The sequence below is a fragment of the Stenotrophomonas maltophilia genome, assembly GCF_900186865.1.
Lineage (GTDB): Bacteria > Pseudomonadota > Gammaproteobacteria > Xanthomonadales > Xanthomonadaceae > Stenotrophomonas > Stenotrophomonas maltophilia.
In genome coordinates this window covers 1,930,456-1,955,355 of record NZ_LT906480.1, presented here as the reverse complement: position 1 = coordinate 1,955,355, position 24,900 = coordinate 1,930,456, and the positions used below count along the sequence as shown (strand labels likewise).

The 24,900-nt window shown below is 59.9% G+C and carries 19 protein-coding genes; 12 read left to right on the top strand and 7 right to left on the bottom strand.

Annotated elements, in window-relative coordinates:
* Positions 1–25: 25 nt before the first annotated feature.
* The gene (locus CKW06_RS09430; protein ID WP_033834139.1) at positions 26–508 is read right to left on the bottom strand and encodes a hypothetical protein; all 483 of its coding nucleotides are present in this window, start codon (positions 506–508) and stop codon (positions 26–28) included.
* 226 nt (positions 509–734) lie between these two features.
* Between CKW06_RS09430 and CKW06_RS09425 the strand changes: the two genes are divergently transcribed.
* Both CKW06_RS09425 and CKW06_RS09420 read left to right on the top strand, forming a co-directional pair.
* A complete protein-coding gene (locus CKW06_RS09425; RefSeq protein ID WP_038645849.1) occupies positions 735–3,065 on the top strand; it encodes a TonB-dependent receptor in 2,331 nt (776 codons plus the stop codon).
* Between the two features lie 120 nt (positions 3,066–3,185).
* On the top strand, positions 3,186–3,647 hold the full coding sequence (locus CKW06_RS09420; protein ID WP_024957133.1) for a DUF4189 domain-containing protein: 462 nt from the start codon (positions 3,186–3,188) through the stop codon (positions 3,645–3,647).
* 353 nt (positions 3,648–4,000) lie between these two features.
* Here the strand turns inward: CKW06_RS09420 and CKW06_RS09415 are convergent, their stop codons facing one another.
* A complete protein-coding gene (locus CKW06_RS09415; RefSeq protein ID WP_024957134.1) occupies positions 4,001–4,801 on the bottom strand; it encodes a lysozyme inhibitor LprI family protein in 801 nt (266 codons plus the stop codon).
* An 818-nt stretch (positions 4,802–5,619) separates the two neighbouring features.
* Between CKW06_RS09415 and CKW06_RS09405 the strand changes: the two genes are divergently transcribed.
* Positions 5,620–6,654: a DUF4365 domain-containing protein gene (locus CKW06_RS09405; protein WP_143568645.1), complete on the top strand. Its 1,035-nt coding sequence runs from the start codon at positions 5,620–5,622 to the stop codon at positions 6,652–6,654.
* Positions 6,655–6,808: 154 nt separating this feature from the next.
* Here CKW06_RS09405 and mobQ read toward each other — a convergent pair whose 3' ends face one another.
* Complete coding sequence (gene mobQ / locus CKW06_RS09400) at positions 6,809–8,332, bottom strand: MobQ family relaxase (RefSeq protein WP_024957137.1); 1,524 nt, start codon at positions 8,330–8,332, stop codon at positions 6,809–6,811.
* A 259-nt stretch (positions 8,333–8,591) separates the two neighbouring features.
* Here mobQ and CKW06_RS09395 point away from each other — a divergent pair, with 259 nt between their 5' ends.
* The 5 genes from CKW06_RS09395 (at position 8,592) to CKW06_RS09375 (ending at position 16,241) form a co-directional block, all read left to right on the top strand.
* The gene (locus CKW06_RS09395; RefSeq protein ID WP_024957138.1) at positions 8,592–8,858 is read left to right on the top strand and encodes a hypothetical protein; all 267 of its coding nucleotides are present in this window, start codon (positions 8,592–8,594) and stop codon (positions 8,856–8,858) included.
* Between the two features lie 189 nt (positions 8,859–9,047).
* Complete coding sequence (locus CKW06_RS09390; RefSeq protein ID WP_024957139.1) at positions 9,048–12,020, top strand: tellurite resistance TerB family protein; 2,973 nt, start codon at positions 9,048–9,050, stop codon at positions 12,018–12,020.
* A complete protein-coding gene (locus CKW06_RS09385; RefSeq protein WP_024957140.1) occupies positions 12,017–13,315 on the top strand; it encodes an ATP-binding protein in 1,299 nt (432 codons plus the stop codon). Before CKW06_RS09390 ends, CKW06_RS09385 begins: the two co-directional genes overlap by 4 nt.
* Before the next feature lie 2 nt (positions 13,316–13,317).
* Positions 13,318–15,498 carry a DEAD/DEAH box helicase gene (locus CKW06_RS09380; protein WP_024957141.1) on the top strand — a complete coding sequence of 727 codons (2,181 nt, stop codon included), beginning with the start codon at positions 13,318–13,320 and terminating at the stop codon, positions 15,496–15,498.
* Positions 15,499–15,680: 182 nt separating this feature from the next.
* The gene (locus tag CKW06_RS09375) at positions 15,681–16,241 is read left to right on the top strand and encodes a hypothetical protein (protein WP_024957142.1); all 561 of its coding nucleotides are present in this window, start codon (positions 15,681–15,683) and stop codon (positions 16,239–16,241) included.
* 941 nt (positions 16,242–17,182) lie between these two features.
* Here the strand turns inward: CKW06_RS09375 and CKW06_RS09370 are convergent.
* Complete coding sequence (locus CKW06_RS09370; RefSeq protein ID WP_024957143.1) at positions 17,183–17,671, bottom strand: DUF6624 domain-containing protein; 489 nt, start codon at positions 17,669–17,671, stop codon at positions 17,183–17,185.
* Between the two features lie 330 nt (positions 17,672–18,001).
* Here CKW06_RS09370 and CKW06_RS09365 point away from each other — a divergent pair, with 330 nt between their 5' ends.
* Together CKW06_RS09365 and CKW06_RS09360 are read left to right on the top strand one after the other, a co-directional pair.
* On the top strand, positions 18,002–19,399 hold the full coding sequence (locus tag CKW06_RS09365) for a site-specific integrase (protein ID WP_038645844.1): 1,398 nt from the start codon (positions 18,002–18,004) through the stop codon (positions 19,397–19,399).
* 120 nt (positions 19,400–19,519) lie between these two features.
* Positions 19,520–19,864, top strand: a complete 345-nt coding sequence (locus CKW06_RS09360; protein WP_024956681.1) for an H-NS histone family protein — start codon at positions 19,520–19,522, stop codon at positions 19,862–19,864.
* 108 nt (positions 19,865–19,972) lie between these two features.
* Here the strand turns inward: CKW06_RS09360 and CKW06_RS09355 are convergent, their stop codons facing one another.
* Together CKW06_RS09355 and CKW06_RS09350 are read right to left on the bottom strand one after the other, a co-directional pair.
* Positions 19,973–21,733, bottom strand: coding sequence for a P-loop NTPase fold protein (locus CKW06_RS09355; RefSeq protein ID WP_024956680.1), 1,761 nt, complete (start codon positions 21,731–21,733; stop codon positions 19,973–19,975).
* A 120-nt stretch (positions 21,734–21,853) separates the two neighbouring features.
* On the bottom strand, positions 21,854–22,474 hold the full coding sequence (locus CKW06_RS09350) for a hypothetical protein (protein WP_231910911.1): 621 nt from the start codon (positions 22,472–22,474) through the stop codon (positions 21,854–21,856).
* 334 nt (positions 22,475–22,808) lie between these two features.
* On the opposite strand from CKW06_RS09350, the gene CKW06_RS09345 reads away from it, so the two are divergent.
* Positions 22,809–23,123 (top strand): DUF1153 domain-containing protein, encoded by a 315-nt coding sequence (locus CKW06_RS09345; RefSeq protein ID WP_024956679.1) that lies wholly within the window; start codon positions 22,809–22,811, stop codon positions 23,121–23,123.
* On the top strand, positions 23,123–23,947 hold the full coding sequence (locus CKW06_RS09340; protein ID WP_032963337.1) for an IS3 family transposase: 825 nt from the start codon (positions 23,123–23,125) through the stop codon (positions 23,945–23,947). Before CKW06_RS09345 ends, CKW06_RS09340 begins: the two co-directional genes overlap by 1 nt.
* Positions 23,948–24,006: 59 nt before the next feature.
* Here the strand turns inward: CKW06_RS09340 and CKW06_RS09335 are convergent, their stop codons facing one another.
* Positions 24,007–24,714 carry an HNH endonuclease gene (locus CKW06_RS09335; RefSeq protein WP_024956677.1) on the bottom strand — a complete coding sequence of 236 codons (708 nt, stop codon included), beginning with the start codon at positions 24,712–24,714 and terminating at the stop codon, positions 24,007–24,009.
* Positions 24,715–24,900 lie beyond the last annotated feature (186 nt).

Here is a 24,900-nt window from a genome sequence, read left to right as displayed (position 1 = left end):
CGTGGGCATGGCGCAGGCGGCGCCGCTACGGTATCCGCTTGAACAGGTTGGTCTGCAGGATCGGCGTGCCGTCGTGGCCGTAGAACGCCTTGGTCTCGGTCATCGTCGTACGGTCGGCCGCCACGGTATAGATGCGGGTGGAGGCCGGCGTACCGTGGTCCACCAGCTGCATCACCAGGGTATTCGGCGCCGGCAGTTTCAGGTTGGCCTTGTCCGCGCCGTAGGTGCCGGACAAGGGCCCCGGCGTACCGTCGAGCGCCAACGTGCCGTCGGATTTCATGGTCTTGCCGTCGTGCAGGACGATGTCAACGTGTGAACTCCACCGCCCCGCACCGGCGTCCTTGAACTCCAGCACCACCTGCTTCGGGCGCTGTGCTTCGGGTAACGCAGACGTGGCGATATCCAGCGACCAGCGCCCCAGCAGCGGTGAGGGCGAAGCTTCCACCGCCAGCGCCGGAACGGCGGAGAGCGAAAGCGCAGACAACAACACAGCGGACAACAGCTTCATACGGGGCTCCGTTTGAATGAGGAAGCTCTGCGTGGGGCGTTGCGGGGCAGTGCCCAGATCGTGCCGGTCGCCAGCAGCACGCGCAAGGCGGTGCGCTGAACGAGGGAGACTCCGTCCCATCCCGAGAGGCCAAAGCACCCTGCCCCATTGAATCGAGGCGGTTTCCGCTCTTGTTGACCTGAATAGTTACGTTATAACATTTCACGTCAATTTCACGGACCTCGCCATGCGTCGCCATCTCCTTGCTACCGCCCTTCTGTTCGCCGTCCACAGCGCCCAGGCCGCGGACGAACCCACCCTCCCCACCCTCCAGGTCCAGGCCAGCCAGCCCTCCCGTATTGACAGCCGGGTCACCGTCGACAACCCACAGGCGCAGAACCGCACCCTGGGCGGCCTGCTCGAACACGTCTCCGGCGTGCAGAACAGTGCTTTCGGGCCGAACGCGGGTGCCCCGGTCATCCGCAGCCTCAGCGGCAACCGCGTGCAGATCCTGCAGGACGGCCAGTCCATCCTCGGGATGAACGCGATCAGCGGCGACATCAACATCCCGTTCGATCCGCTGTTCGTACGCAGCGTCACCGTCAACAAGTCTTCCGACACCGTGCGCTACGGCGGCAATGCGATCGGCGGCAGCGTGGAGATCGATTCGGGCCTGATCTCGCGCCGCATGGAAGACAAGGACCAGTCGATGGAGCTGGTCCTGCGCAAGGGCTTCAACGCCGCCGATGCGCAGGGCTTCCGCATGAACTTCAACAACCAGCGCAACATCTCAACCAACCTGCAGGTCTCGCGCCAGCACATCTCGCACTACGATATTCCCGGCAACAGCAAGGCCGGCGTCTGCAACAGCGGGCTGTTCCCGGCCTCCGGTGGTGTCAACTCGGCCCTCGCCGACAGCTGCCAGAAAGAAGCGCGCGTCCAGCAGATCTACAACAAGGCGTCGCAGCCCTACATCGACCAGTTCATGACCGAAAACCCGGACTGGGCCGACGGCGATTTCTCCTTCTACACCAACAATCCGACTTCGGTCTGGCAGCGCCGCACCTACATCAATCCGGTCAACCCGGCCTACGTACCCGGCACGCCTTCGTACGTGCAGAAGCAGATCAACAACGACGTGACGCCCGATTACCATCACCGGTTGGGCAACAGCTACGCGAGAAATTCGCAGGTGGCGCTCGGGTCGACCCTGTTTTTCGACCGTGGTTACGTGGGTATCAGCATCGATGCCAAGGACAGCGAGTACGGCGTGCCGGGGTTCTCGATGCAGAACCTGTCGTTCGGTTCAAACTATGCCAACGGGCTGCCGGTGGGGGTGGTGATCAAGCAGGAACGCTATGCACTGGAAGCCCTGCTGCGCGATCCGCTGCCGTGGTTCGAGCGCGCCGAACTGCGCGTTTCCAAGCTGGACAACACCTCGGGCGAGCGGCTGGGTGCCACCCGCGCCAACGACTACGATTTCGAGAGCACCCAGGCCGAGCTGCTGCTCAGCCATCAGCGCGTCGGTCCGCTCAGCGGCATGCTGGGTTTCAGCCACCAGTCGCGTGATGTCACCGGCAGTGGCTCGCTGCGCTACCTGCCTGACGTCGACACCCGCAGCAACGCGGTGTTCCTGAAGGAGACGCTGGACTTCGGCTGGGCCAGTTTCGACGCTGGCGTGCGCCACGAGCGCGTTGACCATGACCTGCAACCAAGCCGCTTCAAGACCGCGCGCAATGCCGCCAACGCGAAACTGCAGGACCGCGACTACCGGCTCAACAGCTACAGCCTGGGATCGTATGTCGAGCTCGGTCCATTGTTCGCCGCCAAGGTGCGCTACTCGTCCTCGCAGCGCGCACCGGAGATCAACGAGCTGTATGCGAGCAATGCTCACTATTCGGTGATGACCCAGGAAGAAGGCAACCAGAACCTCGAGCCGGAACGCGCGAAGAATCTGGAACTGACCGGCCTGTTCCACCTCGGTGGTTTCGAACTGTCGGCCACCGCGTACCGGATGAAGTACGGGAACTATCTGTACCTGGGTTACTCGGGGGTGCAGACCGCCAACCGCCTGCCGCTGAAGTACTGGAAGCAGACCGACACCACGGTGAAGGGCTTCGAGATCGATGCCTCGCAGGCATTGGACCTGGGCCGCTACGGCACGTTGAATGTGTCCGCCTTCGCCGACCTGGTGAAGAACAAGGCCGATCACCCCGATTCGTTGCGTGCCCACAATGACGGCGAGTACCTGCCGAACATGCCGACCAACCGCTACGGTGCCAACCTGCAGTGGCAGCGCGAAGGCTGGAAGGCGCAGCTGTCCAGCACCTACTACGACACGCAGAAGTACCTCGGCCGCAACGTGAGCGAGGAAGTGCCGCTGGATGCATTCAACCTGGTCGACCTGCAGGTCAGCCGTGAGCTGCCGGTACGCAACAGCTACATCGCCGGCATGGAGGTGTTCGTCAACGGCAGCAACCTGCTCAATCAAGAAGCACGGCCGCACAACTCGCCGCTGAAGTACATCGCGCCGCTGCCCGGGCGCGGTTTCCAGGTGGGCGTGACGGTGAAGCTCTGAGGATCGAACGCGTCGGTACGCGCCTGCGGGCAAATGGCCTGCAGGCGTTCTCCCCCGCCCCCCTGCGGGGTTGCGCCACATTCACCGGTTGATTCACCATCGGCAAAAGAGGAGAGCGTGATGAACTGGAAGCATGCAGTTTCACTGGCGCTGTTGTTGTCCGTTTCATCAGCCGCAAGTGCTGCGTCTGCGATCACCTACGACAAGGATGGCCGCTACGGCTATTCGATGAACCAGTCTTCCCTCACCACTGCGATGCAGCAGTCGCTGCACTACTGCGCAGCGCGATCGCGCAATTGCGGTCAGTCCGCCAGCACCACCAGCGAAGGCTATTCGGCCATAGCGACCGGCACGATCGCGTTGGGCTTTGCACTGGGTGAGAAGACGGCGGACGCCGCGCAGCGGAAGGCCGAAAGAATGTGCAGGGAACGTGCCAACGACTGCACGCTTGCGTTGCTGTGGCGGGAAATTCCACCTCGCCACATTGAACCGCCACAGCTGCCGGGTACACCCGCTTCGGCACCGGCGATGACACCCACGCCCATGCCAACGCCTGCCTCCCGCACCGATCAGCCAGGATAGTCAGCTCCACGCTGCGAGTGTCGGATAAAGAAAAACGCCTGCAGATCGAGGATCTGCAGGCGCTTCTTTGTATCTGGCGGAGTGAGAGGGACACTATGCAGTCCAATCCAACCGCCTGAAGTTGTTAGGTTTTTTAGACCCGGACACTCGCAGAATGTGTCCAAGGGAGTGTCCAACTCTACCCTAGCCTGCATACTGCAGCCAGTTCACGAAGGCCTTCTGACGAGAGCACTCCCTCCAGCGGGCCCTATCGGCCGCAACCGATTCGCCAGAGGCGTTCTTGATCTGGTCGTCCATGGGCTGCTCAGGCCGGTACCCTGAGCAGTCACGGTCTGACATAGCTTCCTCGGAGGTTAGTTCAACTCGGCCAATCGCGCTTGGTAAGCCTGCTCAATACAGGCTGCGTCAGCACAGATGTCCCGCACCGTCCTGCGCCACCGTCCTTGACTCGCCGTAACTTGGCCCGGGTCCATCGAACGGGCCCGGACGACACCAAACGCCTCTGCGGTTTGCTTGTCCAACCGGGCCAGATCCGGATCGGCGCAGATCATTTGCTCTACGGCCGACGACGCATTCCCACAGTCAAAGCTGGGCCCAGTCGACGCGGCATCGACCAGCGGCTCGTCCGAGTTGGGCTCTTGGTAATCGTCCGCCTTCGTCGACATCGCTGAATCATAAGCAGGATCAACCTGCACTACCTGTGACTCTTCGATTGGAGCCGCAGCTGCGGGAGCCGCGACGCGTGCTTGGCTCCGGACATTGGAGCTGATAGCCGCCCCGATGCCAATGAGGTCTCCAGGAAGTACCTGGACTTCGGCCAAGTGTTGTCCATTGACCGCCTGAGAGGTGTATTCAAGCCGCAGCTTGTAAACGTCCTGCCCAGGGTTGTTGAAGGGCACGGTCAGATCGGCTTGGCAACTGTAGCGGCTGATCTTCTCGTCAAAGCTCGTCGGGTGGGCCAAGGAGATGGGAAGGACGCTGCGAAGCTGCTCTTCGCTCAAGTTGGCGGCAGCACTGCCCGCGCCTAATTCTCGCTGGATGATGCTGCGAACCAGGTCCAGGGTCATCTCGTCGCCGCACTCCGGCGCTCCGGCCTTACCGCATCCTGCGAGCACTGGAAGCAAGAACGCACTGCTTAGAACCAATTTCTTCATTGACATCCTGTCCTCGTCGCGAATGGTGGGCAAGGCCCTCTTATGCCCCTATCGACTCCGCTGCGGAAATCTTTAGGTATCTAAGTCAGGGCCATCGTCATTGGGCGTCGGTCGAGCCTGTAGGCGTTGAAGGACCGGCGGTGCGGCTGCAGACGGCTTTCCAAAGGCCGGTCACAAACCAGCAAGTCCTTTCCGACTAACCAGCAATTTTGTGCGCAATTCCCTGCTGAGTGCCCTTGCTAATTTTCACTTAGCTGGTTGGCTACGGGCACACACCAACGATGGAGGCCCCATGACTGACCCACAAACCCGAATCGCCGCGCTCGTTTTAAGCGGCACCATCGAACGAGCGGCTCAGCGTTCTCAGCGAGAGCGCTCAGAAGATGTTCGAGTGGCCTTGGAGGTCGCCGCCGAGGTTCTGCGCCAGCGCGCAGGCGGAAACCCAGGCGACCTCATTCACGACGGGCCTCGCCCTCAGCCACGGCCCGCCCCTACAACCAAGGAACGCGTGGAGGTAAAAGAGGATCTGGCTCCCTTGGACCAACTGCTCGCTGATCGACGGGGACTCAGCCCCCCGCCCAAGCCGACGACGACCAGGCAACGAACGCTTCATTGACCACGTAGAGCCCCGGCGGGGCTCTACTATTGAATGGGTAGCAAGTCGCGACCAAACAAGGCGCAGCTACCCAAGACCCCTGAGCGTCCTCATTTGGGCAAACTTTCAGCCAAGTCCCTACGGTCTTCACTGTTCACCACGTTCGAGGCTGGACCGTCTCTGCCCAGGGGATGAGTTTTCTGCACGTCAGAGTACGCGTGCATTGAGCTGGCCGATCTACATGCTAGATGCCGCGATCAAGCCTGATGCCTGTGGCATCATTGGCAAGTACAAGGCTGCCAATTCCTGCACCACTGGCCTTCGGCATGTATCCAAGTCAGATTTTTCCAACCCTCACTCAAGCTACCGCGCCTATCGCTGCGCGGTAGATTCGGGCACGTCTTTCCACATGAGAACTCAGTCACACATCATTGACACCAAAGCGGTCAAGGCCGTCATGGCGCAGCTACCAGATCACTGGGTCGTTCGGGAACTATCCGAACGCGACTATGGCATCGATCTTTTGGTGGAGATTTTTGCGCCTGGCTTGAAAGATGCGATGGGCAAAGATGCCTTCGTCGCCACCGGTGCCGTTTTCCACATCCAGATTAAGGGCACTGAAGAGCCACTCAAGCCTGTCGGCGCGGGCACGATCAACTACTCACTCCAAAAGAAATCGCTCGCTTACATGGAAAAATTCAGCACACCATTTTTCCTGTTTCGCGTAAGCACTAAAGAGCCCCAGACAATATTTTTCACATGGATTCAAGGTTACATTAAAGAAGTCATGGATCGCGAAACCCCCATGTGGCGCGATCAAGACGGCGACACCATTGTGATCCGCATCCCTCCAGCAAACCTACTCTCAGCCGACCTGAATAAGATCGAGAATATTGCATTTGAACCAAAATTCTTGGAGGAGTCGATCGAATTTTCCGAAATTTATTCAGACATCTCAAACAGAATCAATGCCATCCTCCACAGAGCACACGACTTCGACCAAGATGTGGCGAAAGATCTCAGGATTCGCGCCTATCGCATGCGGCGACTCGACGTACTCCTCACACGCAACGATTGCTGCATTAACCGGGAAAGTGTGGATGATCTAATCGCCTACATTGGCGAGCTCGACACGCGTCAAGGCCGTCTCGATCCGCCCCCCCACAGCGATAACTTTGAGCTTCTTATGGACACCCTGCTCGCAAGATCCGACGCGAGGCGTCATGTTCTGGAGAACGATGGACTTACAATCTATTGATCACTGCAAGGAAAACCAATTACTTTATTTGACGGTAGACGAAGCATCCACACAGGCTGCCACGCCTCTGAGCTTTCGGGTGGCGGCAGCCAGTTCAGCATCTTGACCTAGCACTACCCTGCTCATGGCCTGCATTCGGCTCTTGGCTTCTGGATCAATGAAGCCTAGGCCGAGGCGTGGCCTGCTGCATGGACGCAGTCAGCACCTCGGGGTCTCTCGTTTCGTGGAGCGGATCCTCAAACCGATCCAGGGCTACTTTGCTGCCGGCTTCCAACTCTGCCACGGCGGCTGTCAGTTGATTCTCACAAGCCTCCTCCTGACCACCCGCGATCTTCATGCGGGCAGCCCTCAAGGTATCCAAGCGCTGCTCAACCGCGGCCAAGCGCCGTCCCCGACGCCGAGTCCAAGCCACTACTGCAGCTCCTGCCGGACGGGGCTGGTGTTCGACAAAGTCCTCCAACGATCGCTCCGCACGAGTCAGCAGGGATGCTGCCCGCCGCTCAGCCTCCACACGACGCTTCCACTCTGAAGCTCGCCGCCTTACCGCAGCCAAACCCCTTAGCGTTCGCTGGATGTCCTTGCGTAGCCTTGCACCCACATTCCCATTGCGAATGGCCGAATCCAGGCGGCGCAGAAGCATGCGGGTGGTTCGAAGCACCCCCTCAAAGCCAGCCGCTACCACGTCGCGCCACAACTCCAGTGCTTTCTCCATCAGGGTTTGGAGCGGTGGTTCGGATGCATCCGGCAGAGCGCGAATGGCCATGATTCCTCGCCGAGTGAATCCCTTAGCGTCCTCGATGTAGCTTTCGCCTGATTCTGGCCCGAGTCGGATACGGTTTGGCGGCAACGATGGACGCCCACGAGCGGGGTCCCCGTCCGTGACCGCTTTCTCAAACCGTATGCTTGTTTGATGCATTGTTCTTTGATTGTCCGCAACGATGTTGGCCAGGACCTTCCCCACATCGGTTTCCATGCCCCGCCGTTCCAACGCCGAGGCCTGCTGGCCCAAGTGGATCGTTGGGCGCCGGCCCAGTATCGCTGCCGCGACCACATCACCGCGCTCAAGCGCTTCTTCTGCTTGCGCTTCCAAGCTTCGATGGTCGACCGACACTGCGATCTCGGCAGCTTCAAGGTGCCGGTTGGTCAATTGAGCCACCATCGCTCGGAGCCACTCCACTTCGCTGCGCCCTGAAGGCCCACCGTCGAGTTCGCGTGTCTTGTCCGCAAGCCCTTCGGCATCCAAGCGTCGCGTCGTGGCGAGGATATGTACGTGCCAATTGAGTCCGTCTTTGCTCCCCGGCGAGTGGATGCTCGCTTGAACTGCGAAGCCATAGCGATCAACCAGTGCGCGAGCAATGTCCGCCGTCAGGGCCGAGCGCTGAGGCGCATCGAGCTCATGCGGAAGCGCAATCTCGAACTCGCGGGCCACGGTCGCGTCCTTTCGCCTCTCGGCTGCCTCGGCGGCCTGCCAGAGTTTGGCAGCGTCGAGCGACCAGTCGGGCGCTTTCAAGGGCACCACCCAGCGGCTCTCGACCACGCCGCCCCTGCGAGAATAGTCGTGCCGCGCTCCGGTGCGCTCATCGACGAGCGACAAGCCCGCGCGGTAGGCAGCTGCCGCAACGGCCGAATGGCCTTTGGCACGGGAGAAGGTTTTGACACGGGTGTGGTAGATCGCCATGCAGAGAGCTCCAGTTCTTTGAGCTCTTTATGCCTTTGAATTTGCCGTTGGCAAGTCGCAAAGCGGCTTGGGGTTCAAGGGGCGAAGCCCTTTGCGCACGCATCACTTGTGATGCCTAAGTGCGCTTTTCGCTCTTTGCTTTTGCATCTTCCTTTTCTGATTTTCTGAATTGCTTCAAGTGCGAAAGCGATGTCGCCATCAATAGTTGACGGATGAGAAATCATTGCTTCACTGAGGGAGACTTCACTAGGAGAAGATCATGTCATCCACCAATCACTACCGCGATCAGATCCAAAGGGCGACCCATCGGCTGGCCCAGCTTCAAGCCAGGGAGCTTCTGGCGCATCAGCGGCAGGATGCCAGGGAGAAGGCCATCAAGCGCCGCGACGACGCCAAGCGCAGACGACAAGTGGCCGAACTCGTTTTCCTCGCCGGGGCCCAGAACCTGCCAGACAACGAGATCGTCGCGGCCTTGCAGCGGCATCTGCTTGCGATGAACGAAACACGCCTCTCACCGCCCCACTGATCACCCCAGCTCACTCGTACGGCCACCAACGTCAAGGTCTGGACCAGGCACTCCAGCGCCCCGGACGCCAACGCTGAATGGGCGAAACCTTGGCCATTCCGGTGCCCCGCCCCGCTCTCACGATGCGCGTCTCACGTAAGGCGGGCGAGCTACAATGGCCCAAAGGAAGCGCCAAAGGCAGGGGGCCACATGGCGAGAAGGAAGCAAACTGCAGGCGGCTGGATTGTCGCAATCCTGGTCGTCATAGCATTGGTGCCAAAGGAAGTCTGGATCGGATTGGGGATCGTCCTTGCGGTGGCCACCGCCGTTTGGCTCTGGGCCAAGTGGCAGGCGATGCGCCCGAAAAGGACACCCTCTCCCGCCAAGCCTGTCCCCACTCCAGAGCCGACCTTGGCCGAGTTGATCAAGGCATCCGCTCTTCCATCTGGGCAGGCGCCACAGAGGCAGTCCCGCCCAGAAGCTGCCCAACCGGCGAGACCCGCGAGTATTGAGTCGGGCACCTCCTCGGGATCGGTCGACGGTGCCCTGTTAGAAGATGCGCGCCCGGTCGACTCTGAAGGTCCCTCGGCGCTGCCCCCGGCGCAGGCCTCGAGCAGAGCGTTCCCAGAGACTCTTTCGCCGTCCCGGCCTGGCAATTTGGAAGAGGCCAAAGCTGCGGTGAGCATGCGCCTGGCCATCGAGTCCGCCGCACGGGTGCTGACGGCCGTGGGCTCCGGAAACCCTTCTACCCCCTCCCCCTACCAACCTGACGTGGAACGCATTGAGCGCGCGCGCCCGGGCAACCTCGCTGCGGCGAAACTTGCCGTGACCCAGCGCTTGGCCGCGACTTCGCAAGGTGAGCTGGTCGAGCCTCTGATCCAGTCCGCCACAAACGCGGACACAACCTCGGGCGAGCCCTTGACGGGCGCCAGAGATGGGCGAGCGCACGCGCATTCGGACTCAAGAGCGGCAGAGCACTCTCCCCCTCCCCACACGATCAACGGAACCAGCGACGCAAGTGCAATGACACCGCCGCCCCCGCTTCCATCGCGGGCTTCGCCTCCCTTCCTGCCCGATGAGCTCCGGCAGGTGGCCATGGACTCCGAAAAGCCGGCAAAGCAATACACAGTGCCCCGACCGCCCGAGGGCTGGGACAAGACCCGCTGGCTCGGCGCTCAGGACGAGATCGAGATCGCGGGCATCGTTATCCGGGGCGGCCTGTTCTACACAGGCCCGCGGCTGACCACCCCTGGCACGCGTGAGAACGAGCCCAGCTTGGTCAATGGCGTTCTTGCCGTTGGGCGGTACGGGGATTACCGGTCCACGACGCGCTACTGGGGAGGCTACGCAGATTTTGAACCCGCTGAACGCCACGCCTACCTGAAGTGGCTCGCTTCGGACCGCACCGATCCCAGCTGCGCAATCCAGTATGTTCGATTGTTCCTGTTTGGATTGGAGCGTCGCATCTTGCTGGATTCGGTGAACGATCCGGAATCCAAGCAAGACTGGCCCGCTATCGAGGCGATGCTCCGCCGTTTGTCGTCTGCTTATGCCGCCGTGCTTCCGAACGTCCACGGTCATGTCAACAGCCTGCTCGACTGGATGGCTTCGACCGAAGCAGGCGACCAGCTTTACAACGCGCCGCTTCCCGCATTCGAACGAAGTTACGAACTGCCCTTCTACATCCGCTTGGCCCTGGGGCAATGCTCCTTGGATCGAGTCCCCGTGCCCGCCGCGCTGGCCACGGCTTGGGTGCGCCTCAATCCAGAGATTCCGCTGCGAACCGCCGCAACGCGTTGCGCGGAAGAGTTCGATCGCCTTTTCGCTCTGCGGTATCAAGAGACGTTCGGCCCTGGAATGGTGCTGCCAAAAAACCGCACCAAGCTGAAGTTCACACGCCGCCCCTTTAACCCGGCCCTGGACCGAACCGACGCTGGCACCAAGACTTTCGGTGACATTCCCGATGTCACCGCGTTGCGAGTGCCCCTAAAGGCACTGCAGGAACTTGTTTCTCAGTGCACCGAGGACCTCGGAGCCTTCAGCCGGCTCGTGGGCAAGAACCCCGAGGCCCGCCAATCCATTGAGGGTACCTTGCTGCTTCCGCCAGAGATCTGGCCGCTGGCCACGCGAACAGCCTTGGCCGAAGTCGCTTCGGATGTTCAAACCGCCAATTTGTCGATCAAGCTGACTGACCTATTGGGAAGGCTTGGGGCAGTCGGAACCACCTTGGGCAAGGACAAAATTCGGGAACTCGCACGAGCACTGGAACAGTCCAAGGTCGGCATGGAACCCAATGTCCTCGAAGGCGCGCGGGTGCCGGGTGAGAACGACCCAATCGTTCTCTTCGCCCTGCTTCCCGATCAAACCCATCGGACCGACGCTCAGGCATATCAAACGGCCCAGTTGACCCTTCAGCTCGGCTCGACGGTCGCCCAGTCTGATGGCGCGTTCAGCGCCCACGAACTTGAGCACCTTTCACGCGAAATCGAAAGCTGGACGCATCTGAGCGAGGGGGATCGGCGTCGACTGCACGCGCACCTCGAGCTCCTTGCGTTGGCGCCGCTTTCCCTGCCTGCGCTGCGCAAGAAGCTGGATCCGCTCAGTGAAGGCATCAAGGACGCCATCGCAGGGTCCATGGCCACCCTTGCCCAGGTCGATGGGATGGTCTCCCCGGAGGAAGTCCGGTTTTTGGAGCGTGTCTACAAAGCGCTGGGCGTGGATCCCGCTCGTGTGTTCAGCGACGTCCATGCCCCAACACCACCGAAAGCCCGTTCGACATTGGCCCGATCCACGACGGGTGCTTTCCAGCTCGACCCCGATAAAATCGCTGCTCTGCAGCGCGACACGGCTCAAGTTTCTGCGCTTCTCGCCAACATCTTCACTGATGAGGTGGTGGAAGCCATTCCCGATGTTCCGCAGGAAGGCAGTCAGGAAGAGACGAGTGGGCCTGCCACTTTGCTGGGTTTGGACGAGGCGCACAGCGCGCTGCTGCGCCTCATGCTGTCGCGCCCGGTTTGGACCCGTGCCGAACTGGAAGATGGCGCCGCTGACCTGGAACTGATGCTGGATGGCGCTCTGGAGCAGATCAACGACGCCTCATTTGACGCCTACGACATTCCTTTTGCCGACGGTGACGATCCGTTGGAAATCAACCCTGAATTCATTGAGAAGATCGAACAATGAGCAGCCCAATCCGCTCCAAGGACCGCGACGCGGTGATCCAGTCGCTGCGCACCGGTGTCGTGCCACGCGCAGGCCAGCATTTGATCCAGGTCGGGCGCGCCCGTGAAGTGCAAACTTTGGTCAGTGACATCGATCGGCTCGCCGATGGCGGCTCGTCCTTCCGCTTGGTGGTGGGTGAGTACGGCGCAGGCAAGACCTTTTTCTTAAACCTCGTTCGCGCCATTGCAATGGAGCGAAAGCTCGTCGTGGCCAGCGCGGACCTGAATCCTGACAGGCGGTTGCATGCTTCAGGGGGCCAGGCCCGGTCGCTCTACGCGGAGCTCATGCGGAACTTGGCCACTCGGACCAAGCCCGACGGAGGCGCCCTGCCCGGGGTGGTCGAGAAGTTCATTTCGACCGCAGTTGCCGAGTCCAAGTCGCAAGGCGTATCCACCGAGCAGGTCATTCGCGCGAAGCTCGAGCAGCTGAGCGAACTGGTGAACGGCTATGACTTCGCCGACGTGATCGCCGCTTATTGGAGAGGGTTCGAGCAAGGCAACGATCAGCTCAAGTCCGATGCCATTCGCTGGTTGCGTGGCGAATTTGCCACCCGGATGGACGCGCGTGCAGCGCTGGGCGTCCGAACCATCGTGGACGACGCATCGGTCTACGACCAGCTCAAGCTCATGGGCCGCTTTGTTCGGCTGGCGGGCTATAGCGGCCTGCTGGTGTGCCTGGACGAACTGGTCAACCTCTACAAGTTGGCCAACGCCCAGGCCCGGAATGCAAACTACGAGCAGCTCCTGCGCATGCTCAACGACTCCCTGCAGGGCACTGCGGTTGGCCTTGGTTTTGTTCTGGGCGGCACCCCGGATTTCCTGATGGATACCCGCCGCGGCGTCTACAGCTATGAAGCTCTTCAGAGCCGCTTGGCTCAGAATACCTTTGCCACCAACGGACTGGTGGATTTCAGCGGCCCTGTGGTTCGACTGTCGAGCCTGACAGCCGAAGATTTCTACGTCCTACTCACCAAGATTCGCCATGTCTACGCTGCCGGCGACGCGGGCAAGTATCTCTTGCCCGACGATGCCATTCACCAATTCATGACCCACTGCGCCAATCGAATCGGCGATAGCTTCTTCCGCACCCCGCGCACGACGATCACCGCCTTCATCAACCTCTTGGCCGTCTTGGAGCAGAACCCGGGCGTGGACTGGCAGGACCTGATTGGATCGGTCGAGGTGGCAGCTGACCACGGGGGCGACGGCGAACTGGTCGTGCAAGAGGACGACGAGCTGGCGTCGTTCAGGCTCTAACGATGACTGCCTCCAGCGCCTTCCAATCGCTGCATCCTCGAATCCAGCGCTACCTATGGATCGAACAATGGGAGGCGCTGCGTGAGGTCCAGGAATTGGCGATCCCCCTCGTCCTGAGCGCCGACCGGGACGTGATCATCGCCGCCAGCACCGCCTCGGGAAAAACCGAGGCCGCCTTTCTTCCTGCGCTCACGCGCCTTCTGAACACCGACGAGGAGGGCCTGATTGTCTACATCAGCCCCCTAAAGGCGCTCATCAACGACCAGTTTGAACGGCTGCAGCGGCTTTGCGAGGACCTTGAAGTCCCCGTGTGGCCTTGGCACGGAGACATATCGGGCTCCACCAAGCAGCGATTCTTTAAGCACCCCCGTGGCGTGCTCCTGATCACGCCGGAGTCCTTGGAGGCGATGCTCTGCAACCGCGGAACCTCCGTAGCCGCCGCGTTCTCCAAGCTCCTCTACGTTGTCGTGGACGAACTCCATGCGTTCATTGGAAGCGAGCGCGGAAAGCAGCTTCAATCGTTGATGCACCGGATCGACGTGCTATTACGGCGGCGAACTCCCCGCCTGGGCCTGTCAGCGACCTTGGGCGACTTTTCGAGCGCCGGGACCTTCCTACGCCCGGGTGTTGGGGCTGCCCCCGCGCTGGTCAACGCCTCATCAGCCGGAAATGATCTCCAACTGATCATCAAGGGCTACGAACAACCCACACCTGACGGCGGATCCGACGAGAATCCGGTGGCTCCCACGGCGGTGGCCGAGCACCTCTACCGAGTGCTTTCAGGGACGAACAATCTGATCTTCCCCAACAGCCGAAGGGAAGTTGAACGCTACACCCACCTCCTCAATCTGCTGAGCGAACAGGACGGCCGGCCGAGAGAGTTCTGGCCACACCATGGGAGCCTGTCCAAGGAAATACGCACGGACACAGAAGCGGCTCTGAAGCAAAAGGGTCGTTCAGCAAGCGCAATTTGCACGAACACCCTGGAACTGGGCATCGATATCGGAGCGGTGAAAAGCATCGCGCAAATTGGCCCACCACCTTCCGTGGCCAGCCTTCGCCAACGCCTTGGTCGCTCCGGGCGCCGTCCTGGAGAGCCAGCAGTGTTGCGCGGCTACGTTATCGAGGATGCAATCGACGCTGAGTCGACGTTGAAGACAAGGCTTCGACTGGACACAGTTCAGTCCACTGCGAGCGTCATGCTGCTGCTGGAGAGGTGGTTTGAACCGCCTTCGGTCAACGGGCTACACCTCTCGACGCTGATTCAGCAGTTGCTCTCCTCCATTGCCCAGTACGGCGGACTCAAGGCAGCCCAAGCCTATCAGCTGCTCTGCGCAAACCAGGGACCGTTCCACGGGCTGTCCCAAGACGCGTTCGCAGAGCTGCTTCGCCACCTTGGCCAAGAACAGGTTCTGATTCAAGACGGCTCCGGCTTGCTGCTCCACGGCCCGGTCGGCGACAAGTTGGTCAACCATTACACCTTCTACGCCGCTTTCAACGTCGACGAAGAGTTCCGGATCGTGGCCGCCGGCAAGGCACTAGGCACGCTCCCCGTGTCCCAACTGGTGACCGTCGGCCAGCGTATCTTGTTTGGCGGTCGCACTTGGCTCGTCGAGCAGATCGATGACGCCCAAAAAACGATCTACGTGGCCGCGGCGAAAGGCGGCACCCCGCCTCTTTTCAATGGAACGGGCGGGCAGGTCCACACCCAGGTCCGTCAAAAGATGCGTGGACTGTATCAGCAGGAGATAAAGCCAGACTTCCTGGACCCCACTGCTTCTCGCTTCCTGCAGGAGGCGCAAAGCGCCTACCGTCAATTGCGCCTGGACGGCAAGGTTCTCCTCGACCAAGGCAGCGATGCCTTGCTGCTGACATGGCTGGGAGACTCCGCAAATGAAGCCATCGCCTGCCTCCTGAACGCCCAGGGATTCACTTCTCAGGCCGGTAGGCTGGGCGTGGAAATTTCCAAGGGAGCAAGGAGTCTCGATGATGTGATAAAGGTACTCGGGCGGGTGGCGAAGATGCCATTGCCCTCCCCGGAGACCCTTCTCCAATCTGCGAACAACTTGATCACACAAAAATGGGATAGCTTCCTTCCCTCGCGCCTTCTCAGACGCTCCTACGCGTCAATGAAGCTAGACTTGGAAGGGGCTACCGATTGGCTCGTGGGCGCGTTCGGGTAGTCCACCATGTTGTGACCAGTCCAGGGCTGATGCCATCTCCGAGTGAGGCTGTAGCCTCGTTGTCTCATTCGAATTAACCGGATTACTGAAGATGGCCGGCATCGGCTATCGCCCCTTGCTTTGTATATTATTTATTGAACCCCACACACCAATACAGAGTCTCCTTTAAAAGGACGAGCAAAATGGCGAAAGAAGGCCAAAATAGATCTTCGAGCAACAAGACCTCCGCGAAGAAGCAGACTAAGAAGCCAGCCGAAGCAACCGGCAGCGAGTCCCCAGCCAATGCAGCTCAGACACGGAAAGCCTGGGCAAAGAAAGTTCTGGAGAAAGCTATAATCGACGTCGTCGGAGGCCTTCTGGCGACGGGCGCAGTCGCTGGAGGGGGATGGCTCATTGACCACATCAGCAAAGTCATCAATGGCGGTGGCCTCTTCTGGGGCGAGGCGACCACGCCGAAGTCCGCCATTAAGGCAGCAGCAACGCAAGACCGATTGATCTATCTGCAACAGCTATACCTTGATATAGCAGTGTTGCTCGCTACTCATCAAAAACAGCTCAGCAAGCATGCGTCACGGCTGCCTGAGCTGGAACAGCAACTTAGCGCCAACCTAGACATCAGCGTCAAGGTTCGCTCCCCCGGCGAATCCGAGAGGCTTAACCATAAAGTTCTTGCTGCGCTCATTTTCGACAGGTGGGTTGAAGGACTCAAGCCTATGGCACCATCTCGTCTGCGCAGGATGTAAGTAGTCGTTTACGCAGGCTGCTCAACCCCGTCGGCAAGACCTCTTTTCCGCCAATGGGGTTGAGCGTTCGCTGAGCGCGCAGTATGCCGCCCTTCACCTTCCAACAGACTCCCCACACACCAGGGCACGCCGCCCTGGTGTCTGGAACTCCAGGATCGTCTTGGCTATCCAATACGCCGAGCATTCCAACCAGAAACCAGCAGTCTTTTGTCAGGATTTCGGCGATTTCATCCTCACCATAACAGTCGGCTGTGCACTCTCAGGGCAGGTGAAGACATCGCCCCTCCGCTTGCCGCCACACGACAAGAGTGCCAATTGCTTCCGCGCATATCCAAACCGATTACTTCAGCAACAGGCAATAGCGACGAAGGCCGGCGCCATAGTGGTGTCGGCCAGTGTCGCACTTCAGCTCTTTTGATCCCTGCCGCCGACAACCAATCCGCTTTAAGTCACTTGCCGGGCTTATGCTTGTGAGGCTTCAAGCCAGGGGTATTCCCGGGGGTATCCTTGTTATCCCGCCGACGCTTATCCGGCTCGCCGGTGGATGGAGCTATAGGCTTCGGTCCAGGCTTAATCGACATAACTTGACTCCTTCATTGAGAGGGAACGGCCATACAAAGCTGCAACATCGCGCCACGACTGTCAATACAGCCTAACGAGATAAAATAATTCGCTCGCGATTGCCGTTGCCTGCCCTCTCCCATTCTGCCCAGGGAGGCCCGACAGCCTCAGTTCTGTTTCGCAAGTGAGATGAGGTGGCGCAGCGCACGCGCCCGATCCTGGCACGTGTCTACGTTCCACGATGGATGGTAGACCCAAGTCATCAGGGCGGATCCTCCCGCGAAGTCCAGGGACCAGACTTCTCGGGGTTCGATGAATAGGCGCTTGCCCTCTCCTCGATTCACCTGTTGGGAGATGAAGAGCTTTAGCCCTCTACCACCTCACCATGCCCGAAGAGCCGCCAAGCAGTACTCCCAATGCCCCATATCCGCACAACGCCCCTGCGTTCCATAGCGTTGGGGGTCGTTGGTGTGGTCCCAAAGGTAGGCGTAACTGGACGCTTTGACCTGCCCGGTCGCTACCAAGGGCTCCATGGCTTCCGCAAGAGAGCGCTGGAGCGCCGGGGCCTTGTCGGAATGCTGGGCCAGCAGACAGGCCGCGTCCGCCCCGTCTTGGCCCACTTGCGCCCCGGTCGGCCAGCCACGGGCCGCAACGGTGGACTTCAGCCGAGCGGTGTGCACCGCATCGACGGCACTGTGCACCCTCTCCTCGCCCTCGGCAGTCAGTGAGAGGTCCCGCACCGCCTGACCGGCATCCTTCATCCGCAGGAGCTCACCGCGCAGCTCGGGCTCAGTGGGCGTCGCACCGCTGGCTCCCAGCGGCGCGAAGAGGATCGCAATTACTAACAATGGACAGACCCGTTGCGCCACAGCTCCGCCTCCAAAGTGAGTTCTCAGCCCTCAATTCTCCGCAACGTTTATCAGCCGTACAGAACTAACATAACAACCCAAAGGGCGCTGTTAGCTTATAGAAATTAAACAGTACCGTAATGACTGCGATTCGACATAATCTTTATCCAGCCAAGCCATTGATTTTCAAGGATTGAATCCCTCCAATTCCTGCGTAATTTTCTTTTCCTGAAGAAGCATTAATGGGCACTCACAATAGATGCCTACGGTCGGCACGCGACCGACCTATTTCCATTGACGATTGCTGAGGCTGCTTTATCTGTACTTCCATCGAAACGATGGAAGCCCTCAATGCGCCTGGCTCAACCCTCAAGCCCCCTCCAATCCTATCTGGACGATCCCAGCGGCTCGCTGGAGATGTCCGATATCCGGATCGGCAGGCTCAGCATCGGAAAATTGGTGATCACCAGCCGAGAGGCCGCGATCCAGGCCCAAGAGATTCTCAATGCCGCCTATGAACGCACCCGCCGCGCACGTTCGACGAAGAACGGCACACGGTATCCCGAGCCGCTGCCGGCGGGCACACCCGGGCGCTCGCTCTCCGTAGAGATTGACGACTACATCCGCAATCGCGGCGACTACAGCTGCCTGGCCAGAGAGACCGTCGAGGCGACCTCTCGCACCCTACGGCTGCTTCTAATGACGTGCGGGGACATACCGGTCACCCGCATCGACCACGCTCACATCTACAAGCTATGGGACCTCATTCGCTGGGCCCCAGACCGTCTGCTGTCCGACCCAGAGTACCGCAGGTTTACCTACGACCAAGCGGTCGCGCGTGGAAGGCAACTCAACGTGGCCCCACCGGCCCCCGCCACGCTTGAGAAACACCGGCGCTTCCTATCGACCTTCTTCAAGAAGCTTGAGAAATCCAAGGCCATCGGTGCCTCACCGATGGTCGCCTTCGACGAGATCAAGAAGGACTTGGTCGTGGATCCGAACAAGCCCGAGCGCCTGTTTGACGATGCAGAACTCAAGCGCATCTTCGACCATGGGACATATGTCCCATGGGCTAGCAAGTACCCCCACCGCTGGTGGCTTCCCATCCTCGGCCTCTGCACGGGAGCGCGCATCAACGAGATCGCCCAGCTCAAACTGGCGGACGTGGTGCAAGAAGCCGGCGTCTGGTGCATCCGGATCCAGAAGACCGTCGATCCCGACCTGGCGCACAAGACCCGCAACCGAAGCCGTCAGCGCCTGAAAGGGAAGGCAGCCATTCGCACCCTCCCCATCCCCACCCCAGTGCTCAATGCGGGCTTCCTCGATTTCGTGGCCGATATCCGGGCATGCGGTCATCCCCGGTTGTTCCCACACCTGACCGCCGGCGTGAACCGCAAGACGGGTGAGTCGAACCAGCGTTACAGCCAAGCCGCCCTCAACCAGTTCAGCACATACCTGAAGAGCCTAGGTTTCGGGAAGGGTATTGGGCTACACGCGTTTCGGCACACCATCGCCACGGAGCTCCATCACAAAGGAATTCCCGACGAGGACATTGCCTTGCTGACGGGCCACAGCATCAGCAAGAAGGTGCCGGTGCTGCATGAGGCCTACTTCCACAAGAAACCAGAACTCGCCAGAAGGAAGCAGATCGATCTCCTGAGTCGCTACGCGCCACCGGTCGAATTGCCGATCTACCAGAGAGGTCAGTTCGCGAAACAACTAAGCGATCCAGACAAGTTCTACCCGTAGATCGGCGGCTGTTGCCTGGGCCCTACCGAATATTGAAGGAGAGCTTGGGCGCCCCTGCGAGCATTCGCATCGGATTCCATTTGGAATTACCCTAAAGCCCTCACCGCTCGGATCAAACAGATGACCATCGATGTCAGCGGCCTGTCGGCCAAAGAACTCAAAGCCCTGATCACTCAGGCAGAAAAGCAGCAAACCAAAGTGCTGACTCGGCCCAAAGCTGCGGCTATGCGAGCCAAGATCAACAAATACGTCAAAGATCATGGTTACACGATAGAGGAGCTTTACGGCGCGGTTTCAACGACCTCTTCAGAGGCATCCAAGAAGCGCACCGACGGCAAGGTCGCCCCGAAGTACCGCAATCCGGCCAACCCTAGCAAAACGTGGTCCGGCCGTGGCCGCCAACCGAGGTGGCTGGCTTCGCTGATCCAGAAGGGGAAGGAGCCCAGCGAATTTCTCATCAAATGAGCCTTCGCTCGATAGACTAAAGCTACGTGACTGCGCGGACACGAATGAGCATCAGGGCCCTAGAAGGCAACGAGGAAGTTTCGCGGGGTTTTCCGAAGCCTAGCGAGTCTATGCGGATGGGCACTCATACCTATCGACGTATTGGACGAAGGAGCGGAGGTAGGTAGTTGCTTGCTTGATTTCCGCATCAAGCAATGACATTGGGCGTTGAGAAGGAACACTCCGCTCGATGCAGGTTATGAGCTGCTGGGCGTAGGCTCTATCCCCACCCACGTAATCAGGCGAGTTGGTGACACTGAGCCGCATCCGAAATACTTTGTTCAGGCGGATGACAGCCGCGATACCGCTTTCTCGAAGCTTTGCCAGGAAGTCCTCCGGCGGCGGTGCGGAACTGAACACAGGCGTGCCGCTTGTATTGGGCGCCACGCCTTCCCCGCTGAAAATCCAGGAAAGTGCAATCGTGCTCGCCACGACTTTGGCATGCTTTCGGGCGATCTCTACGATCTCGTCACACTTACTAATGACCTCCCTCTCTTCAGCGCTGTAGTCGTCCGGCCAGACTTCATAACCATCGCAGTCGATGAGGTCAGGTGCGCTCAGATAGTAATCCAGCCTCCGAAGCACCGTCTGGGTCCACTCTTCCTGCGTCTGGACGAATACACCTTTGAAGCCGAGGAAGTACAAGCTTCGATAGATGCTTAAGATGCGAGACAATTTAATTGCTTTTCCATCCTCTCCACCCGCCTCCAGTTCGGCCTGTGCGTGACCTATAGCCGCCTGAATCTGCTCATCGGTGGCGGACGCATAGTCTCCGATCATCATGAGCGGATCATAAGAACGAAGCTCCGGGATGAGCCCAAACTGGGCGGCAAGCACTTGGTAGTCGACGCCCACCGACCCACGCATGTGATCGATGAACTCTTGTGACGCAGGCCAGCTGTGGACAGCTGCGGACAGTCCAAGCCGCTCCAACGTGGATGCTAGGGAGGCTGTCTCGTCTTCGGTGGCCTGTCCCTTCTCCTTCATTACGTCGTGAAGGGCAAGCATGATGCCCACCTGATCGGTCGAAAAGACCTTCCTGACAAGCTCGCGGCCATTGGCATCGCGCGCGAGGGCAACTGTCCAGAAGAACACCGCGCTGGGCAGGGGACTGTTGAAAATCTGATCCAGCGCATCTTTTGGAAGCGCTTCCGCCAGCCGCTTCAATTCGACTATCACCGTTCTGACGGTTCGCAAGTTGGTGACGCGAGCGCTCTCGATGAGACTGATGATTTCCGAGAGACCTCCACCAACGATCCGACGCACACCATCCTCCGCAATGCCATTGATCGTCAGTTGGCAGAACGCCAGCAGATCAGGCTCCACGTGGATGGTGGCACCGACGATACGCTCTTTATACCTTCCAAAATTTTTGAAGTTCTCGCCCGCACGAACTTCGTCGGCAATCAGCAGACAATGAACGCCACTGCTGTCGATGAGGTTGACGACGAACCCGAATAGGACACTGAAAGGACCTGCAAAGCGCTCGACATCATCGATGCAGACCACGGTCTTGTCACGTGTGAGCTCTGCTCGCCAAGTGATATCTTTTGGCTCAATCTTTGCCACGCGAAGCAGCGCCTTTCCAAGCACTGACCCCACTTCAGCAACCACGCCAGGAACTGCCATGGTGATGGATGCTTGGAGCAAGGCCCGCTCCAGATCCTCCAACGACTCCAGACCCGCAGCAGAGATAGTGATGGGCGAGCGATCCGTTAGCTCCGCAGCGTAGCGACTCCATTTATAGGACTTCCCAACCCCCCAGTCCCCTGAGATCAATATGGCATAGCCGGGTTGGGGTGATCGCAGGTAGTTGTCCAGCTGTTGCATCAGAGGGTCCTTTTTTGACGATAAGTGCTAAAGCCCAGGATTGACGCTCGATTCTGACGCTCAAAACGCGCCCGCGCTGGCGGTCAAGCGAGCTGGCCCCGCGGCTAAACAGGCGGACCATTACTGCTCAGATGGCGCCCAGGTCTTTGACCACCGCTTGGCCTTGCTGCAGGAATCCCAACAGCAACCGCCCCCTGCCACCTTCCGCCCACTTCTCTCGTTGAGCCACTGCGCCGGCCGCCGGCCGGACTCAAACAGGGCCGGCGTTGCCATTGAGGGCGGCCAGTCCTGCAAGGGCTCACCAGGTGACGAGAGCTGTCCCGTGATCGGCTGGACCACCGCGGGCACCGTCGCGTCGTGTTTGGCGTAGGCGGTAGCCGTCATGCGTCCGTTCTTGGGAGACCATCCACCCAGCACCAGCTCCGTGGTGCAGTATTCTGCCGGCAATCCCGCTTCAGCCAGGGCTTTGGCGTAGTTCGGCCAAAGCTGGTCAATGACTCGCCCCAATTCCGCCGTCAGCTGTTCCAAGGTGAAGTCTGCTCGAAAACTTGCTTCCAACGAGAGTTGGTAGATTCGCAGAAAGAACTGAGCTGAACCCCGGGTTGCAAACAAGATCTGGTGCTGAGGAATGAGCAGCACCTTCGCCCCTGCCGAAGCTTGGCCACTTAGGGCGTCCTCCGCCCAGGTGTCTACCGTCACGACCAACTGGTCAGCGCTCAGCAAAACGTTAAGGATGCTCATGGGTAAAGTCTGGCTGCCTGTCTCCTACTATCCAACCTTGCCCCCGCACCTGTCGAGCCTTCTATGGAGCTTTCCCTAGAGCTGTTGGCCGCGCGCCTTGAGGCATGCGACGTAGACTTAGAAGCCCACCGCGGCAACATCAAGGCCCTGGAATATGGACTACGGGCGGTCATCGCCAGCCATCCTAAAGGAAGGCTTTCTCCATGGAACTACGTTAGCCAGAACTCGTTTCGCCAGATGACACGCCGATCCGAAAGGCACTGGCATCCAATGCACCAGTGTAATGACCCACTGAAAACCTGCTCAGGTGTTACTTTCCCCGAAGGAGACACCGATGAGCGAAAAGATGGAAGAAGAGATCAAGCGCTGGACCGCCCGGCGCAAGTCGGCACTGGTCCTTGAGATCATCCAGGGCAAGACGACGGTGGCGGCGGCCAGCCGCCAGTTCGACCTGACCCCGGCCGAGATCGAGAGCTGGGTCGAGGACGGCAAGCGCGGCATGGAGAATGCCCTGCGTGCCAAGCCGGAGGACGTGCGCGAGCAGTATGCGCGGCAGCTCAAGGATCTGCAGGAGGCCTATGGCGAGGCGATGCTGGAGATCCGCGCCCGAAAAAAGCTGGCGTCCCTGGTGGGAAAGGACGAGAGCTGATGCGCTCGGTCCAGCAGGGCCTGAAGGACGAAGGTTTCGCGGTGCCGATGACCAAGCTGTGCCAGTGGTTCGATGTGGCCCGTCGCACGACGTACTACAAGCCGACCCGGTCACCGCCCAAGGTGAAGCCAGAGCTGGCCGAGCCAATCAAAGAGATGATCGAGGCGGAGCCGAGTTTTGGCTATCGCATGGTCGCTGCGTTGCTGGGCATGAACAAGAACACCGTGCAGCGGATCTTCCAGCTCAAGGGCTGGCAGGTACGCAAGCGTGCCCTTGGTCAGCGCCCGCGGATCGAAGCCAAGGTGTCGCGGGCCGAAAGGCCGGACCAGCGCTGGGCCACCGACCTTTGCCGGGTCTGGGGCGGAAAGGACGGCTGGCTCAGTCTGGCGCTGGTGATCGACTGCAGCACGCGCCAGCTGCTCGGCTGGCACCTGTCACGGACCGGCAAGGCCAGCACCGCTTCGGCCGTCCTGGAGCAGGCGCTGATCACCCGCTACGGCACGTTGGGGCGTGTGAAGGAGCCATTCCTGCTGCGCTCGGACAACGGCCTGGTGTTCACCAGTCGGGATTACACCCGGCTGGTGCGCAGCTACGGCCTGAGCCAGGAGTTCATCACCCCGCACTGCCCTCAGCAGAACGGGATGGTCGAACGGGTGATCCGGACGCTGAAGGAGCAATGCGTGCACCGGCATCGCTTTGAGAGCCAAACCCACGCCCTGCGGGTGATTGCTGACTGGATCGCCTTCTACAACCAACAGCGCCCTCATCAGGCGCTGAAGATGATGACCCCGGATGCGGCCTATGCCGCTACATTAACCGCATGACCTGAGCAGGAAGCGGTGGGTCATTACACCAGCGCCGGCAAGAGAACCACAACCAAGGGTCAATCGTCTCCAGCATCCACCAGTGTTTCAACCACCAAGCGAAAGGCGTGCGCTGCTCGGTTCTGGTGGATGCGCAACAATTGACGGCGTGTCGCCAGCGTTGCTTTCTCGAGCGCCTCCCGAACGAAATCGTCCCCATGCAGATTCGATTTGCGCGAGTTGCAACTCACGCATGCCAACACGATGTTGGAGATGAAGTTGCTCCCCCCATGATGCAAAGATACGTAGTGATCCTCGTGGCAACTGGCAGGCTCACCAAGGCCATTTACAGCACCACCCGGTCCCTCGAGGGATCTGTAGCAGTAGTAGCAGCGACGCTCCTGGAGCACCAGCAATGTCCTAATCTGCTCAGTGCTGTGCGAGCCTGGCGCCGCCTTCGACTTCAGGGCCCGGCGAAACGACGTTCGTCGGCGCGTCTCGCGGGCGCGGACTTTCCAATGCGCATGAAAGGTATTCCAGGGCAAGAGCACTTCCAGATCGGAGGACTGGAAGAAACGGCGATCACCTGCTCTGCACGCCTCGTGAACGCTCCAATCCTCCAACGTCCCATTGCAGCGCGCGCATCGCCCGTGTTTGGTAAAAAACTGCATCAGCTCGTCGCTGATTCCAAAACGTGCGTTGAGGTCCACGCGCTGAAACCGGCAACCGATCATGCCGTCGGAAAAGACCTGATCTCCCAGGCGTTCATAGGGATAACGCCGGACCATACCCCACCCTGCCTTTGTCAAACATCCGAGAATGGTGCCCGCTTTCCCTACCGGCTGCCAGCAGAGGTCGCCCGTGGCTGGTCCAGACCTTCTCGCAGTAACCGCCGCACCAACTCGCTGACGTGAACATCCTCCCGCGTTACCGCCTGTTCCTGTTCCAGCCGGTTCTTCAGCTCCCGTGGCACG

Bases quoted from the DNA above. Each gene is read 5' to 3' on its own strand.
- CKW06_RS09430 (WP_033834139.1), bottom strand. From the start codon at position 508: ATGAAGCTGTTGTCCGCTGTGTTGTTGTCTGCGCTTTCGCTCTCCGCC.
- CKW06_RS09425 (WP_038645849.1), top strand. From the start codon at position 735: ATGCGTCGCCATCTCCTTGCTACCGCCCTTCTGTTCGCCGTCCACAGC.
- CKW06_RS09420 (WP_024957133.1), top strand. From the start codon at position 3,186: ATGAACTGGAAGCATGCAGTTTCACTGGCGCTGTTGTTGTCCGTTTCA.
- CKW06_RS09415 (WP_024957134.1), bottom strand. From the start codon at position 4,801: ATGAAGAAATTGGTTCTAAGCAGTGCGTTCTTGCTTCCAGTGCTCGCA.
- mobQ (WP_024957137.1), bottom strand. From the start codon at position 8,332: ATGGCGATCTACCACACCCGTGTCAAAACCTTCTCCCGTGCCAAAGGC.
- CKW06_RS09395 (WP_024957138.1), top strand. From the start codon at position 8,592: ATGTCATCCACCAATCACTACCGCGATCAGATCCAAAGGGCGACCCAT.
- CKW06_RS09390 (WP_024957139.1), top strand. From the start codon at position 9,048: ATGGCGAGAAGGAAGCAAACTGCAGGCGGCTGGATTGTCGCAATCCTG.
- CKW06_RS09385 (WP_024957140.1), top strand. From the start codon at position 12,017: ATGAGCAGCCCAATCCGCTCCAAGGACCGCGACGCGGTGATCCAGTCG.
- CKW06_RS09380 (WP_024957141.1), top strand. From the start codon at position 13,318: ATGACTGCCTCCAGCGCCTTCCAATCGCTGCATCCTCGAATCCAGCGC.
- CKW06_RS09375 (WP_024957142.1), top strand. From the start codon at position 15,681: ATGGCGAAAGAAGGCCAAAATAGATCTTCGAGCAACAAGACCTCCGCG.
- CKW06_RS09365 (WP_038645844.1), top strand. From the start codon at position 18,002: ATGCGCCTGGCTCAACCCTCAAGCCCCCTCCAATCCTATCTGGACGAT.
- CKW06_RS09360 (WP_024956681.1), top strand. From the start codon at position 19,520: ATGACCATCGATGTCAGCGGCCTGTCGGCCAAAGAACTCAAAGCCCTG.
- CKW06_RS09355 (WP_024956680.1), bottom strand. From the start codon at position 21,733: ATGCAACAGCTGGACAACTACCTGCGATCACCCCAACCCGGCTATGCC.
- CKW06_RS09350 (WP_231910911.1), bottom strand. From the start codon at position 22,474: ATGAGCATCCTTAACGTTTTGCTGAGCGCTGACCAGTTGGTCGTGACG.
- CKW06_RS09345 (WP_024956679.1), top strand. From the start codon at position 22,809: ATGAGCGAAAAGATGGAAGAAGAGATCAAGCGCTGGACCGCCCGGCGC.
- CKW06_RS09340 (WP_032963337.1), top strand. From the start codon at position 23,123: ATGCGCTCGGTCCAGCAGGGCCTGAAGGACGAAGGTTTCGCGGTGCCG.
- CKW06_RS09335 (WP_024956677.1), bottom strand. From the start codon at position 24,714: ATGGTCCGGCGTTATCCCTATGAACGCCTGGGAGATCAGGTCTTTTCC.